The organism is Rudaeicoccus suwonensis, from assembly GCF_007829035.1.
GTDB classification, from domain to species: Bacteria; Actinomycetota; Actinomycetes; order Actinomycetales; family Dermatophilaceae; genus Rudaeicoccus; species Rudaeicoccus suwonensis.
The window spans coordinates 24,550-38,656 of the sequence record NZ_VIVQ01000007.1 but is presented as its reverse complement, the minus strand read 5'-3'; the positions used below and the strand labels follow the sequence as shown (position 1 = coordinate 38,656).

Sequence of the window (14,107 nt, the reverse complement as noted above, 5' to 3'; positions counted from 1 at the left end):
CCAATCCAGATCGTGTCCACCCGGTCCCCAGCCGCGCCGGTCGTACTCGCCGATCGAGATCTCCAGGTACGACGTCTCGTCGGCCAGTTCGACGGTGCGGAACGTGCGCCGGATCGGCAACTGCCAGCACACATCCGGCTTGATGGTGTGCGGCTCGACGCCATTGGCGCCCGCGTGCTGGTGCAGGGCACAGCCGGCGCCCGCGGGGAACCCGGGCCGGTTGTGGAAGATGCACGCGCCATCCACCACGCGCGTCTTCCAGTCGCCGTCCTCCTTCTCGCGCCAGCCGCCCTTGCCGTGGCCGACGTCGTGGTACTGCCACTCGTCGGGGCCGAGCTGTTTGACGGCGGCTTTGACGTTGGCGAGGTCCTCCTTGCCGGAGAAGTGCGCGCCCAGGGTGCAGCAGCCGACGTCCGGCGCGGTCTCGTAGATGCCCTGGCAGCCGTTGCCGAAGATGCAGGTCCACGATGACGTCAGCCACGTCAGGTCGCACCGGAAGCGCTCGGCGGGATCATCCGGATTGTCGAATTCGACCCAGTAGCGCGGGATTTCGAGAGGGGTCTCAGCCACGGCCACATCGTAGGCTGCCCGCCTCGGTGCGTCGGCTAGTTTTGACCCATGCGCCTCGGTGTCATCGATGTGGGCTCGAACACCGTCCACCTGCTTGTGGTCGACGCCCACCGCGGCGCCCATCCACTACCGGCGAGTTCGCACAAGCGTGAGCTGCGTCTGTCCGAGCACACCGAGCAGGACGGTTCGATCGCCGCCAACGGCATCGACCGGCTGACGACCTTCGTGGGCGAATGCCTGACCATCGCCGAGGATCAGGGCATCGAGGATCTGCTGGCGTTTGCGACGAGCGCGATCCGGGAGGCGCCCAACGGCGAGGCGGTGCTGCAGCAGGTGCGCGATCGCACCGGCGTCGACCTGCAGGTGCTCTCCGGCCCTGAGGAGTCGCGGTTGACTTTTCTGGCGGTCCGCCGATGGTTCGGCTGGTCGGCCGGTCGGTTGATGGTGCTCGACATCGGCGGCGGTTCGCTGGAGTTCGCTGCCGGCATCGACGAGGAGCCGGACGCCGCACTGAGCCTGCCGCTCGGCGCCGGCCGGCTCACCCGTGAACTGCCGGGTGACCCGCCGGGTGCGCAGCAGATCCGTGCGGTGCGCAAGCAGATCCGATCGGACATCGCACGCGTGGTGCGCGACCTGGCGAAGGTCGGTGTGCCCGACCGGATCGTGGGCACCAGCAAGACGATTCGGTCGCTGGCCCGATTGTGTGGAGCGGCTCCCAGCGGTCAGGGCCCGTATGTCGATCGCAGTCTCGACCGCAGCGCGCTCGCCGAACTCGTGCCGCAACTGTCGGTGATGTCGGCGGCCGAACGCGCTGAGTTGCCAGGGGTTTCGGTGAGTCGGTCCCGACAGCTGCTCGCCGGCGCGATCGTCGTCGAGGCTGCGATGGACCTGCTCGATGTGCCCCGGCTGGATCTGTGCCCGTGGGCGCTGCGCGAAGGCGTGATCCTGCGCCGGCTGGACTGGCTCGACTCATGACCGGGGAGGCCCGGCGGGGTGTCCGGGTGCCGGGAGGCCGCGTGGCGTTGTCGACCTCGTCGGTCTATCCCGTCGGCGTCGTGGGAGCCTTCGATCTGGCCGAACGGCTCGGCTATGACGGCATCGAGGTGATGATCTGGACCGATCCGGTCAGTCAGGAGGCCGGCGCGCTCAGCAACCTGGTCGACCACTACGGGCTGCCGGTGGTGTCCATCCACGCCCCGACGCTGTTGCTGACGCAGCGTATCTGGGGAACCGAGCCGTGGGACAAGGTCGACAACTCGATCGAGTTGGCCGAGCAGGTCGGTGCCGAGACCGTCGTGGTCCATCCACCGTTTCGTTGGCAGCGGGAGTATGCCGACGGTTTCGTCGAGGGCATTCGCGCTCGCGGCGACGAGACCGATGTGCGCATCGCCGTCGAGAACATGTTCCCGTGGCGGGCCAGACAGCGTGAGATGCAGGCCTATCTGCCGGGATGGGACCCGGTGGAGCAGGACTACCGGCACGTGACCCTCGACCTGTCGCACACTGCGACCGCAGGCGCGGACGCCCTGGCGATGCAGGAGGCTCTCGGCGACCGGTTGGCGCACGTCCACCTCGCCGACGGATCCGGTTCGTTCAAGGACGAGCATCTGGTGCCCGGTCGTGGGACGCAGCCGTGTGCGGAATTTCTGGAGCGTCTCGCCGGTGACGGCTACACCGGTGACATCGTGCTCGAGGTCGGCACACGCAAGCTCACCGCCGACCAGCGCGAGGTCGATCTGGCCGAAGCCCTCGCCTTCGCCCGGCTGCACTTCGCCGCCGCACCCGGCTGACCAGGACCTCACCTCCCCGCGCGATGTTCGACGCTGAGGCGGCAATACCCGCCGTCCTGTCGAATAACCGATGCGGTGCAAGGCCGTGGACGAGTGTGGCCTGAACCGGGTCAGTCGGCGACGTTGATCAGCACCTTGCCGCTCGCCCGACGATCGTCGAGCATGGCCACGGCGTCTGCCACCTGATCGAGGCTGAAGGTCGCGCCGATCGGCGGGTTGATCGCGCCGGAAACCCAGTCGTGCATCAGCACCTTCCACTGCTCCTGCAGGAACGTGGGACGTGTCATCCAATACGCACCCCAGCCAACTCCGACGACTGAGATGTTGTTCAGCAGAAGGCGATTCACCTTGACCGTCGGGATCTCGCCGCCGGTGAAGCCGATGACGAGCAAGCGTCCTTCGGTGGCGAGGCTGCGCAGCGAGTCGGTGAACCGGTCGCCACCCACCGGATCCACGACGATTTCGACGCCGCGGCCGTCGGTGAGCTCGCGCACGTCGTCCTTGAAGGTCGCCGCGGCCACCACGTCGTCCGCTCCAGCCTCGCGTGCCACCTTGCCGCGAGAATCCGGGTCCGACACCACGGCGATCGCCCGGGCTCCTCGCGCCTTCGCGAGCTGTATGGCGGCTGTGCCGATCCCGCCCGACGCGCCGTGCACCAGTACGGTGTCGCCGCGCTGGATGTGTGCGCGCTGGTCGAGCGCGAACAGGCAGGTCAGGTAGTTCATCGGGAGTGCCGCGGCAACGTCATACGTCATGTCGTCGGGTATCGGCACGACCGAGGTGAGTGGAGCGGCAACCCGTTGCGCGAACCCACCGAAGCCCGGGAACGCGACGACGCGCTGGCCGACGGTGAGGCCGGATTCGTCGGGCGCGCTGACCACTGTTCCGGCGACCTCCGCGCCCGGAACGAAGGGTGTCGGCGGTTTGAGCTGGTACTCGCCGCGCGACAGCAGCACGTCGGGGTAGGCGACTCCGGCGCGGTGCACCGCAACGACCACCTGGTCATCCGCGGCGGTCGGTTCGGCGATGTCGTCGACGGTGATGGCGGCCGGGCCGCTGAGGGAGGTGATCTGGGCAGCGCGCATGCTGGCGATTAGATCACCTCCGGATCACCCCGGGCGGTGCCCGCACCTGCGCGATATCCGGCCGGTGGGCAGTTACTACCGGTCAACGCGCCGCGAAGCGCAACGCGCAGGAAACATGGTCGCGCTAGGTTTCCTGATGTGAGCCAGCTCTTCGACGGATACGCGCCGCGACCATCGACATACGACGAGATGTTCGACGGGGGCACCGCCCGCAGCGGGTACCTCGGTGTGCGTCGTCAGATGGAACGGCTTGCGCCGGAGGAGATGTCGGCGCGCTCGGACTACCTGTCGAGCACCTACCTCGATCAGGGCGTGACCTTCGACATCGGCGGCGAGGAACGGCCGTTCCCGCTCGACATCGTCCCTCGGCTCATCGAGGGAGACACCTGGTCGACCGTGGAATCCGGTGTGCGACAACGGGTTCGGGCGCTCGAAGCCTTTCTCGCCGACATCTACGGCGAGGGTCAGGTCTTCAACGACCGGGTGATCCCGCGCGGCGTGGTCACGAGCAGCCCACACTTCCTGCGTGTGGCCAAGGGGATCCAGCCGCCCGGCCAGGTGCGCGTTCACGTCGCCGGCATCGACCTCATCCGCGACGCGGCCGGCACCTTCCGCGTGCTCGAGGACAACGTGCGCATCCCGTCCGGCGTGTCCTACGTCATGACCAACCGGCGTGCCATGTCGGCCGCGCTGCCGGAAGTCTTTGCGCACCACCGGATTCGGCCCGTCTCGCAGTATCCCAACAAGCTGCTCTCCGCGCTTCGCGCATGCGCACCCAGCGGTGTGACCGACCCGACGGTCGTGGTGCTGACCCCCGGTGCCTACAACGCGGCGTACTTCGAGCACACTCTCCTCGCCCGCCTCATGGGCGTGCGTCTCGTCGAAGGCCGCGACCTCATCGCCCAGGCCGGCCGGGTCATGGTGCGCACCACCCACGGGCTGCATCCCGTGGACGTGATCTATCGCCGGGTCGACGACGATTTCCTGGATCCCGTTCATTTCAGGCGCGATTCGATGCTCGGCGTGCCTGGCCTGCTCAATGCTGCGCGGGCCGGCAATGTCACCATCGCCAACGCCGTCGGCAACGGTGTCGCTGACGACAAACTCGTCTACACCTACGTTCCCGATCTGATCCGCTACTACCTCGGTCAGGAGCCGATCCTGCCCAACGTCGACACGTGGCGCCTGGAGGATCCCCAGCACCGCGCCGAGGTGCTCGACCGTCTCGACGAACTTGTGGTCAAACCGGTCGACGGTGCCGGCGGCAAGGGAATCGTCATAGGTCCCAGGGCAACTCGGCAGCAACTGGACGAGTTGCGCGCCAGGCTGCTCGCCGATCCGCGCGGCTGGATCGCGCAGCCGGTCGTGCAGCTGTCGACTGTCCCGACCTTCATCAACGGGCGTATGGCGCCGCGTCACGTCGACCTGCGGCCCTTCGCGATCAACGACGGCGACAAGGTCTGGGTGCTGCCCGGCGGTCTCACCCGTGTCGCGCTTCCCGAGGGCGAACTCATCGTCAACTCCAGTCAGGGCGGCGGCTCCAAGGACACCTGGGTGCTCGCCGGCGACAACTACCAGTCGCAGGGCCACACCGGTGGTCACGCGGAGCCGGAGCCCGCAGCCGAGGGATCGGTGCTGCACCCGGCGCTGCGGGCGCGGCATACAGCTCGGTCGGACGGCGCGCCGGACACCCCTTCATCGCCAGGGATGTCGCAGACCCTGGGTGGTATGACGCAGACCCTCGGCACGACGGCCCCGTCCACAGGAGGTGCTCTCTAGACATGCTCAGCCGCATAGCCGAAGCGCTGTTCTGGATAGGGCGCTACATCGAGCGGGCCGAGTGCACCGCGCGCATCCTGGATGTCTACCTGCAACTGCTGGTCGAGGACCCGGTCATCGACGAGGAGGCCACCTGCCGCTCGATCCTCGCCGCGATGGGGATGGCGGCCGAGGAGGACGCCGACATCGCGAGCATCCTGCGACTGCTGCTGCACGATCCGCAGTCACCGACGTCGATCGCCTACGCGCTGGAGTCGGCCCGTGAGAACGCCCGGCGCTCTCGCGAGGTCGTCTCGACGGAGGTGTGGGAGGCGCTCAACACCACCTACAACGCGATCCTGGCCGGTGAACTCGAACGGATGCGCCCGGCGGACGCCTTCCGGCTGACACGTGAGCGCACCAACATGGTCTCTGCGCTCGCGGACCACACCCAGAGCCACGACGACGGCTGGCAGTTCATCGTGCTGGGCCGTCATCTCGAGCGGATCGACATGACCGCGCGAATGATCCTGGCTGCGACATACGCCACGGGCTCGGCCGGGTCGTGGTCGGTCACCCTGCGCGCCTGCGGTGCCGCGCACGCGTTCACCCGCACCTACCGAGCCAGCGAATCCGAGCGCGCCGCTGCCGAATTCCTGCTGATGGACCGCCTGTTCCCGCGATCGGTCGCCCACTCCCTGGCGGTCGCCGGCGGCTGCCTGGAGGTGCTCGACCCGCGCCAGCGTCGGCTCGGATTCGGTGGCGACGCCGGCCGCATCATCGGGCAGGCGCAGGCGCGGCTGGATCTGATGTCGCTGTCGGACCTGTTCTCCGACATACCGGCCCAGATGGAGCAGTTGCAGCTGATGTGCGCGAGCGCCACCGAGGCCGTGGCCAAGCGGTATTTCGAGGGCGCGGTCGCGCCGGAGTGGCTGGGAGGCGCGCTGTGAGCACGACACTTCGACTGGTGCACCGCACCGGGTACACCTACAACGGCCCGGCCGTCGCGTCGTACAACCAGGCCAGGCTCGCGCCGCGCGCCAACACCGACCAGAGCGTGCTGCACACCCGGCTCGACATCGTGCCCACGCCGTGGATCGAGACCTGGACCGACTATTACGGCAACACGGTCGCCAGCTTCGAGCTGCACGAAGCGCACGAGGAGCTCAAGGTCGCCGCGATCAGCACCGTGACGGTCGACCGCAAGCGCCCGCAGGGCCGGCAACTGAGCTGGGCCGACCTGGCGGAGCCGGACCTGCTGGGTGACCTCGACGAGTTCCTGCAGACCAGCGGTCGCGTCGAACTCGCCGACGCGTTCGCCGAGGTGGTCGGCCAGCTGCGCGAAACCTGCGCTACGCCAACGGAATTCGTCGACCGACTGATCGACCGCATCGCTGCCGATGTGGAATACGTCCGCGGTCGCACCAACGTGCGATCGCACGCCAGCGTCGCCTGGGAGACCAGATCGGGCGCCTGCCAGGACATCGCCCACCTGACGATCGGCGGGCTGCGCGCCGCAGGCATCCCCGCGAGGTATGTCGCAGGCTATGCACTGCTGGACGGTGATGCACCGGTCGGTGAGACGATCCCCGCCGAGACCCATGCCTGGGTGCAGTGGTGGGACGGTGTGTGGCTCGACATCGACCCGGCTCGCAGGGTCGTGCCGGACAACTTCTACATTGAAGTTGCGCACGGCCGCGACTACGACGACGTCGTCCCGTTGCGAGGCATCTTCACCGGCTCTCCGGGCTCTCGCATCTTCGTCACCGTCGAGATCAGTCGGCTTGCGTGACTGCTCCCGGGCCCACCGGCGCCGAGAGCGGTCCGACGTTGCTGACCCGGTGACCTTCGAAGGAGCCCCACGTGATCGACCCCAGCACAGTGCTGCGCCAAGGACTGCTCGGCCTCAGCCGCAGCAAACAGGTGCGGCAGGTGATCGAGAACGCCCCTGTCAGCCGTGACGTGGTGCGCCGGTTCGTGGCCGGCGTCGGCACCGACGAGTGCCTCTCGGCCGTCACCGACCTGCTGCACGGCGGCCGTCTGGCGACGATCGACTTCCTCGGCGAGGACACCACCGACCAGTCGCACGCGGCATACACCCGCGACGCCTATCTGACGTTGCTCACCGCGTTGAGTGATGCGGGTCTGACCGCCGACGGCAAGGCCGAGGTGAGTGTGAAACTCAGTGCCGTCGGCCAGTCACTGCCCCAGGACGGTGAGCAGATCGCGCTCGACAATGCCCGGCAGATCTGCGAGGCGGCCAAGGCGGCCGGCACGACCGTCACCATCGACATGGAGGACCACACCACCACCGACTCCACGCTCGGCATCGTGCGCGAGTTGCGCGCCGACTTCCCGTGGGTGGGTGCGGTGCTGCAGGCCTACCTGCACCGCACCGAGGCCGACTGCCGCGATTTCGCAACCGAGGGCAGCCGGATCCGACTGTGCAAGGGCGCTTACAAGGAGCCGGAGTCGGTCGCCTACCAGGACAAGATCGAGGTCGACAAGTCGTACGTCCGCTGCCTGAAGGTGCTCATGGAGGGCGCGGGCTACCCGATGGTCGCCAGCCATGACCCCCGCCTGATCGAGATCGCCGGATCGCTCGCCGACAAGAACCTCCGCGAAGCCGGATCCTTCGAGTTCCAGATGCTCTTCGGCATCCGCCCCGACGAGCAGCAGCGGCTCGCCGCGGCCGGTCACCAGATGCGCGTCTACGTGCCGTATGGCGACGAGTGGTACGGCTACCTCATGCGCCGGATGGCCGAACGTCCGGCGAACACCATGTTCTTCATGCGCGCCCTCGCCAGCAAAGGATGATCAGCCATGGCCGAAACCGCTGAGCGGCACCGCGAATTCGCCGACAAACACGTCGCCGTCATCGGCGCCGGTGTCATGGGGGAGGCGCTCCTGTCGGGGCTGATCCGCTCCGGTCGGCCGGCCACCCAGCTGATCGTCGCCGACCGCAGCCCGGACCGCCTCATGCAGATTCAGGAGCGGTATGCCGTGCGCACCGCTCCCGGCGCCGAGGCCGCAGCGCAGGCGTCGACCGTCGTCATCGCGGTCAAGCCGCAGGACATGGCCGGCCTGCTGCGCGAGATCGGCGCGCAGTTGCGGGGCGGCACGCTGGTGGTCTCGCTCGCCGCCGGCATCACCACGGCCTTCCTGGAGGAGCACCTGCCCGACGGCACCCCGGTGGCGCGGGTCATGCCCAACACCCCGGCCTTGGTCGACGAGGGTATGGCGGCGGTCAGCGCCGGGTCGCACTGCGAGACGCACCACCTCTGGGAGGCGCAGGACCTCATGCGCGCCTGCGGCAAGGTCATCTCGCTGCCGGAGGACCAGCTCGACGCTGTGACCGCGATCAGCGGCAGCGGCCCGGCATACATCTTCTACGTCGTCGAGGCGATGATCGAGGCGGGTGTCCTGCTGGGTCTGCCGCGCAACACCTCCACCGAACTCGTCGTTCAGACGCTGTATGGCGCAGCCACCATGCTGCGCGACACCGGTGAGCATCCGACGGTCCTGCGAGAGCGCGTCTCAAGCCCCGGCGGCACCACGATGGCGGCCCTGCGCGAGTTGGACGACCACAAGGTTCGGGCCGCCTTTCTGACCGCGATGGAAGCAGCCGCAACCAGATCCGCCGAACTCGCGTCCGGCAAGGTGCGCTGATCCGCCGCATCCCACGGGGCCACGGGGGCATCGGCTGTCAGTTGCCCGTGAGATGGGGCACCACCTCACCGCACGTCACACATGCGTGACACAGTTGTGCCCATGACTGACATCACGGTGCGGGCCCTCGGGGAAGATGATTGGCAGGTCTACCGCGACGTCCGGCTGGCGGCGCTACGCGACGCCCCGGAGGCATTCGTGGCCTCGGCCACGCAGGAACAGGAGTTCGACGAGGAGTTCTGGCGCACGCGCATGGCCAGGTCCCGTCGGCTCGTCGCTGAGCAGGACGGCACGGTCGTCGGCGTTGTCTCGATCGGGCGGCGTCCCGGCGGCGATGAGCGGGTCGGCGAGTTGTTCGGCCTGTGGGTGACGCCAGGCCTGCGAGGCCAGGGTGTGGCCTGGAAGCTCGTGCAGGCCGGTGTCGACCAGGCCCGCTCCGATGACTTCGGTTTCGTCGCCTACTGGGTCGGCACCGACAACGGTCGCGCAGTCGCCTTCGCCAGCAGCTTCGGTTTCCGGCCCACCGACAGCCGTCGACCGATGAAGAACGGCAACTCCGACGGCGAGGAGCCGGACGAGGAGATGGCGATGATCTTTCCGCTCGGCGACGATCCGGGCTCCGTCCCGAGCGCTGTCGTCTGACGGCAGGGCCATGTCCAGCGCGGCCCCCCGGGTGCAGGTGGTCTGGGACGACTCGTTGACCGGGTACGACTTCGGCCCGGACCACCCGATGAACCCGGTCCGGCTCGAGTTGACCGCGCGGCTGTCGCAGCAACTGGGCGTCTTCGATGCGCCCGGTGTCGCGGTCGTCAAGCCATCGCGGCCGGGCGAATCCGACGAATTCCTGCGCCGGGTCCACACCGCCGACTACATCGACGCGGTGCGTGCGGCGTCGGCGGACCCTGCCGGCGCGGACCCGGCATACGGTCTGGGCACCGAGGACGACCCGGCCTTCCGCGGCATGCACGAGGCGTCGGCCCTCATCGCCGGGTCCAGCGTCGCGTTGGCCGAGGCGCTGCATCGCGGCGAGATCGACCACGGCGTCAACTTCTGCGGCGGGCTTCACCACGCGATGCCGGGCAGCGCGTCCGGCTTCTGCATCTACAACGACCCGGCCCTTGCCATCTCCTGGCTGCTCGATCACGGCGTCGAACGCGTTGCGTATGTCGATCTCGACGTCCACCACGGTGACGGGGTCGAGCGGGTCTTCTGGAACGACCCGCGCGTGCTGACGGCATCGATCCACGAGACGGGCCGGGTGCTGTTCCCCGGCACCGGATTCCCCGGGGACGTCGGCGGTCCGCAGGCCGAAGGCACCGCTGTCAACATCGCGCTGCCGCCGGGCACACGTGACGCCGCGTGGTTGCGGGCACTGCACGCGGTGGTTCCGCCGGTGCTGCGGGCCTTCCAGCCGCAGTTCATCGTCACCCAGCAGGGGTGCGACTCGCACTACTCGGACCCGCTGGCGCACATGGCGCTGTCGATCGATGCCCAGCGGACGGCATACGAGCTCCTGCACGACCTGACCCACGAGATCACCGACGGCCGATGGCTGGCGCTCGGCGGCGGCGGCTACGAGGTCATCGACGTGGTGCCCCGCGCGTGGACCCACCTCGCTGCGATCGCCGCCCACCGGCCGATCCCGCTCGACACACCACTGCCGCAGCAGTGGCGCGACGAGGTGCAGTCGCGCTTCGGCCGGCCCGGCCCGGCGCGGATGGGCGACGGTCAGGCCGACGAGGGTCGGGTCTGGTGGCGCTCGTGGGAATCGGGGGCAGATCCGGAAGATCCGACCGACCGCGCGATCCTCGCCACCCGTGAGGCGATCTTTCCCCACCACGGCCTCGACGTCTGGTTCGACTGAGCGGCACCAGTCGAAGATCAGGCAACTCGCCGATGATCGGCGTGTCGGCTGGACAATTCTCGCCTCAGACTTTCCACAGACTGCCGATTACCCCTATCGTGTGCGATCAGCAGGTTTCTCCCGTTGCCGTTGAGGCTGATGGGACAGTCACGTCAAACGGGAAGGCACACTCCGTCATGGATCAAGACCGTCAGCCTGGCGAGGTCAGCTTCATGACCGTCGCCGAGGTGGCCGCCATCATGCGGGTTTCGAAGATGACGGTGTACCGCCTCGTGCACTCCGGTGAGCTCCCCGCCGTGCGCGTCGGGCGCTCCTTCCGGGTGCCCGAGCATGCGGTCACCGAGTACCTCAACCAGTCCTACATGGGCACCGCCTGACCGCAACCGCCACCACGCCGGGCAAGCGAGCGCGAGCGGCGAGGACCGCCCGCGATTCGCACGCCTTCGGCTCATGGCGTATCCTTGGCCGACGGTCCAGAGCCGTCATCAGGCTTTCCGGTCAGTCGGCCGCACGCCGCAGCCGGTCCACCAAGAAGTTCGACAAGCTCGCAGAAAGTAGCGTCACGCATGGGATCAGTCGTTAAGAAGCGCCGCAAGCGGATGGCTAAGAAGAAGCACCGCAAGTTGCTGCGCAAGACGCGTCACCAGCGCCGCAACAAGAAGTAGTCAGCGGCAGCTTCAGGGCCCCTCTCCGGACACACCGGACGACGGGGCCCTTTTGTTTGCTGTGGCGCGTCGGCCGCGACGTGCCCCGCGTCGATGGCAGATCGTGGTCACTGCGGATCGCCACTGCCGCCGGGGCTACCATCGGCATACCAGTTCCCGACGCCGCGCAGGAGGCACCATGCCCCGGAATGTGCTGGTGACAGGCGTGTCTCGTCGCGTCGGGGGCGTCGCGTGCCGGGCGCTGGCCGAGGACCCGTCGGTCGACAAGATCATTGCCATCGACGCAGTGCCGCCACTTCACGGGATCGGCCGGGCCAGGTTCGTGCGGGCCGACATACGCAATCCGATCATCGGCAAGATCGTCAACCAGGAGCAGATCGACACCGTCGTGCACCTGGGCGTGATCATGACGCCACGCCAGGCCGGTGGCCGCAATCAGCAGAAGGAGATCAACGTCATCGGCACGATGCAGTTGCTCGCCGCCTGCCAGAAGGCGGAGTCGCTGCGCCGGATCGTCGTGAAATCCTCCTCCGCGATCTACGGGTCCTCACCGCAGGACCCGGCGATGTTCACCGAGGACATGAGCGCCCGGCGCACGCCGACCGGCGGTTTCGGCCGCGACTCGGTCGAGGTCGAGACCTACGTGCGAGGTCTGGCCCGACGGCGGCCCGACATACAACTCGTCATGCTGCGGATGGCCAATCTCGTCGGAGCGGGCGTCCGCACCACGTTCTCGGAGTATTTCGAGCAGCCGGTGCTGCCCGCGCCGCTGGGTTTCGACGGCCGGTTCCAGGTGCTCCACCTCGTCGACGCTGTGGCGGCGATCAAGAAGGCCGCACTCACGGATGCCACCGGCACGATCAACGTCGCTGCCGACGGCATGCTGACTGTGCGCCAGGCGGCGAGGTTGGCGCGCAAGCCGGTGCTGCCGGTGCTCGCGCAGTCCGGCGGGCTCATCCAGCAGCTCAGTGATCTGCTCGGGGCTCGCGGTTTCGACGCCGAACAGATGGCGTTCCTGCAGTTCGGCCGGGGGATGGACACCAGCCGGATGCGCGAAGTGCTCGGATTCGAGCCGACCATGACCACGCGAGAGGCGTTCACCGACGTCTTCGGCGCCGGCGAACTCATTCCTGCTCTTGGAGGCGCCCGTGGCTGACCGACCTTCGACCCGCCCTCGCAAGGCAGTGGCCAAGCCGAAGACCGCGGCGCGAGCGTCCGCCAAGCCGGCATCCGCCGGCGAACCCGCAACGCCGGTGCCACCCACCCCGGCACCCGCGCCCCGTCCGACGAGGCCGCAGCGCCGGCGGATCAGCGATGCCGCCCACGCCGCAAGCAGCGAACGCGGGCTGTATGCCGTGCCCGACCCCTGCGACGACGAACCGATGCCACAGCCGGCGGCCATGCCCGGCACGAGCGAGATCGAGGCCGCCATCGGCGGACTGGTCACGATCCTGCGCACCGCAGGCGCCGCGGTCGGCATGAGCGGCGACGATCTCGAGCAGCGCATCGCGCAGGCTCTGGCGTTCGTGCGGCGGCGGCTCACCGGCGACTACGACATCGACGACTTCGGCTTCGACTCCGATTTCACCGACCAGGTGTGGCTGCCGCTGCTGCGACCGCTCTATCGGCGCTGGTTCCGCGTCGAGGTGCGCGGCATCGAGAACATCCCGGCCGATGGCTCGGCGCTGGTCGTCGCAAACCACTCCGGCACGCTGCCGATCGACGGACTCATGACCCAGGTCGCGATCCACGACGAACACCCGCAGCACCGTCACGTGCGGATGCTCGGTGCCGACCTGGTGTTCTCCTCACCGGTGGTCGGTCAGCTCAGTCGACGGGCCGGCACGACGCTGGCCGCCAACGCCGACGCCGAACGGTTGCTGAAATCCGGTGAACTCGTGGCCGTCTGGCCTGAAGGTTTCAAGGGCGTCGGCAAGCCGTTCTCGGAGCGCTACCGCCTGCAGCGGTTCGGCCGCGGCGGTTTCGTGTCGGCGGCGATGCGCAGCGGTGCGCCGATCATCCCGTGCTCGATCGTGGGCGCCGAGGAGATCTACCCGCTCATCGGCAACCTCAAGGGCCTGGCCCGGCTGCTCGGCACGCCATACTTCCCGGTCACCCCCACGTTCCCGTTCCTCGGGCTCGCCGGACTCATCCCGCTGCCGAGCAAGTGGATCATCGAGTTCGGGGCACCGATCGAGACCGCCGGCTTCGGCACGGCCGGAGCCGAAGACCCGATGCTGGTCTTCGAACTCACCGATCAGGTGCGCGAGACGATTCAGCAGTCGTTGTATTCGCTTCTCATGCAACGTCGTTCGGTCTTCTTCTGATGTTCGGGCGTGCACGTCGAACCTCGGCACCGGCTGCAGCGACCGAGGTGACGCCGCGGATCACCCTCATCGGCAAGCCCGGCTGCCACCTCTGTGACGACGCACGGGTCGTCATCGAGCGAGTCGCGGCGGACACCGGCGTGGGCTGGCGGGAGCTCGACATCCTCACCGATCCCGAGCTGATGAGCAGGTATGCCGAGCAGATCCCGGTCACCTTGGTCGATGGCCGGCAGCACGACTTCTGGCGGGTCGACGAGACCCGGTTGCGCGCCGCTCTCGCCTGAGTCTTTCGGCGCCGCCGCCGCGTCCGGCGAGGGGTCGTCGCGACCGTGGGAGGTTCGCCGATCTGACGCACAGCAACCGCTCAGCGGCTTCGCAC

At 68.3% G+C, this 14,107-nt stretch carries 16 protein-coding genes; 14 read left to right on the top strand and 2 right to left on the bottom strand.

The window, feature by feature from the left end; genetic code table 11:
* On the bottom strand, positions 1-570 hold a 570-nt coding region (locus tag BKA23_RS17535; RefSeq protein WP_145230935.1), incomplete at its 3' end, for a DUF3109 family protein.
* Positions 571-618: 48 nt separating this feature from the next.
* Here BKA23_RS17535 and BKA23_RS17530 point away from each other — a divergent pair.
* The gene (locus BKA23_RS17530) at positions 619-1,545 is read left to right on the top strand and encodes a Ppx/GppA family phosphatase (protein ID WP_145230933.1); all 927 of its coding nucleotides are present in this window, start codon (positions 619-621) and stop codon (positions 1,543-1,545) included.
* Positions 1,542-2,360, top strand: coding sequence for a sugar phosphate isomerase/epimerase family protein (locus BKA23_RS17525; protein ID WP_145230931.1), 819 nt, complete (start codon positions 1,542-1,544; stop codon positions 2,358-2,360). The genes BKA23_RS17530 and BKA23_RS17525 overlap by 4 nt, the downstream gene beginning before the upstream one ends.
* 110 nt (positions 2,361-2,470) lie before the next feature.
* Here the strand turns inward: BKA23_RS17525 and BKA23_RS17520 are convergent, their stop codons facing one another.
* Entirely contained in the window at positions 2,471-3,445 is a 975-nt protein-coding gene (locus BKA23_RS17520) for an NADPH:quinone oxidoreductase family protein (protein ID WP_145230929.1), read from the bottom strand.
* 138 nt (positions 3,446-3,583) lie between these two features.
* Here BKA23_RS17520 and BKA23_RS17515 point away from each other — a divergent pair, with 138 nt between their 5' ends.
* From BKA23_RS17515 to BKA23_RS17460, 12 genes are all read left to right on the top strand, one after another.
* Positions 3,584-5,224 (top strand): circularly permuted type 2 ATP-grasp protein, encoded by a 1,641-nt coding sequence (locus tag BKA23_RS17515; RefSeq protein WP_425473789.1) that lies wholly within the window; start codon positions 3,584-3,586, stop codon positions 5,222-5,224.
* A 2-nt stretch (positions 5,225-5,226) separates the two neighbouring features.
* The gene (locus BKA23_RS17510; protein WP_145230921.1) at positions 5,227-6,153 is read left to right on the top strand and encodes an alpha-E domain-containing protein; all 927 of its coding nucleotides are present in this window, start codon (positions 5,227-5,229) and stop codon (positions 6,151-6,153) included.
* On the top strand, positions 6,150-6,995 hold the full coding sequence (locus BKA23_RS17505) for a transglutaminase family protein (protein WP_170226705.1): 846 nt from the start codon (positions 6,150-6,152) through the stop codon (positions 6,993-6,995). Before BKA23_RS17510 ends, BKA23_RS17505 begins: the two co-directional genes overlap by 4 nt.
* Before the next feature lie 71 nt (positions 6,996-7,066).
* Positions 7,067-8,020: a proline dehydrogenase family protein gene (locus BKA23_RS17500; protein ID WP_425473788.1), complete on the top strand. Its 954-nt coding sequence runs from the start codon at positions 7,067-7,069 to the stop codon at positions 8,018-8,020.
* Positions 8,021-8,026: 6 nt separating this feature from the next.
* Positions 8,027-8,872: a pyrroline-5-carboxylate reductase gene (gene proC / locus BKA23_RS17495; RefSeq protein WP_145230917.1), complete on the top strand. Its 846-nt coding sequence runs from the start codon at positions 8,027-8,029 to the stop codon at positions 8,870-8,872.
* 102 nt (positions 8,873-8,974) lie between these two features.
* Positions 8,975-9,514, top strand: a complete 540-nt coding sequence (locus tag BKA23_RS17490) for a GNAT family N-acetyltransferase (RefSeq protein WP_145230916.1) — start codon at positions 8,975-8,977, stop codon at positions 9,512-9,514.
* A gap of 10 nt (positions 9,515-9,524) precedes the next feature.
* Positions 9,525-10,736 (top strand): acetoin utilization protein AcuC, encoded by a 1,212-nt coding sequence (locus BKA23_RS17485; RefSeq protein ID WP_246104728.1) that lies wholly within the window; start codon positions 9,525-9,527, stop codon positions 10,734-10,736.
* A gap of 176 nt (positions 10,737-10,912) precedes the next feature.
* The gene (locus BKA23_RS17480) at positions 10,913-11,113 is read left to right on the top strand and encodes a helix-turn-helix domain-containing protein (RefSeq protein WP_145230914.1); all 201 of its coding nucleotides are present in this window, start codon (positions 10,913-10,915) and stop codon (positions 11,111-11,113) included.
* A 189-nt stretch (positions 11,114-11,302) separates the two neighbouring features.
* Positions 11,303-11,401: a 30S ribosomal protein bS22 gene (locus BKA23_RS17475; protein ID WP_082775156.1), complete on the top strand. Its 99-nt coding sequence runs from the start codon at positions 11,303-11,305 to the stop codon at positions 11,399-11,401.
* A gap of 178 nt (positions 11,402-11,579) precedes the next feature.
* Positions 11,580-12,557 carry an NAD-dependent epimerase/dehydratase family protein gene (locus tag BKA23_RS17470; protein ID WP_145230912.1) on the top strand — a complete coding sequence of 326 codons (978 nt, stop codon included), beginning with the start codon at positions 11,580-11,582 and terminating at the stop codon, positions 12,555-12,557.
* A complete protein-coding gene (locus tag BKA23_RS17465) occupies positions 12,550-13,728 on the top strand; it encodes a lysophospholipid acyltransferase family protein (protein ID WP_246104727.1) in 1,179 nt (392 codons plus the stop codon). The genes BKA23_RS17470 and BKA23_RS17465 overlap by 8 nt, the downstream gene beginning before the upstream one ends.
* Positions 13,728-14,012, top strand: a complete 285-nt coding sequence (locus BKA23_RS17460) for a glutaredoxin family protein (protein ID WP_145230910.1) — start codon at positions 13,728-13,730, stop codon at positions 14,010-14,012. The genes BKA23_RS17465 and BKA23_RS17460 overlap by 1 nt, the downstream gene beginning before the upstream one ends.
* Positions 14,013-14,107: the final 95 nt, after the last annotated feature.

Excerpts from the sequence above, each read along its gene's own strand:
- BKA23_RS17525 (WP_145230931.1), top strand. The coding sequence starts at position 1,542 with ATGACCGGGGAGGCCCGGCGGGGTGTCCGGGTGCCGGGAGGCCGCGTG.
- BKA23_RS17460 (WP_145230910.1), top strand. The coding sequence starts at position 13,728 with ATGTTCGGGCGTGCACGTCGAACCTCGGCACCGGCTGCAGCGACCGAG.
- BKA23_RS17480 (WP_145230914.1), top strand. The coding sequence starts at position 10,913 with ATGGATCAAGACCGTCAGCCTGGCGAGGTCAGCTTCATGACCGTCGCC.
- BKA23_RS17475 (WP_082775156.1), top strand. The coding sequence starts at position 11,303 with ATGGGATCAGTCGTTAAGAAGCGCCGCAAGCGGATGGCTAAGAAGAAG.
- BKA23_RS17490 (WP_145230916.1), top strand. The coding sequence starts at position 8,975 with ATGACTGACATCACGGTGCGGGCCCTCGGGGAAGATGATTGGCAGGTC.
- BKA23_RS17520 (WP_145230929.1), bottom strand. The coding sequence starts at position 3,445 with ATGCGCGCTGCCCAGATCACCTCCCTCAGCGGCCCGGCCGCCATCACC.
- BKA23_RS17470 (WP_145230912.1), top strand. The coding sequence starts at position 11,580 with ATGCCCCGGAATGTGCTGGTGACAGGCGTGTCTCGTCGCGTCGGGGGC.
- BKA23_RS17510 (WP_145230921.1), top strand. The coding sequence starts at position 5,227 with ATGCTCAGCCGCATAGCCGAAGCGCTGTTCTGGATAGGGCGCTACATC.
- proC (WP_145230917.1), top strand. The coding sequence starts at position 8,027 with ATGGCCGAAACCGCTGAGCGGCACCGCGAATTCGCCGACAAACACGTC.
- BKA23_RS17530 (WP_145230933.1), top strand. The coding sequence starts at position 619 with ATGCGCCTCGGTGTCATCGATGTGGGCTCGAACACCGTCCACCTGCTT.
- BKA23_RS17485 (WP_246104728.1), top strand. The coding sequence starts at position 9,525 with ATGTCCAGCGCGGCCCCCCGGGTGCAGGTGGTCTGGGACGACTCGTTG.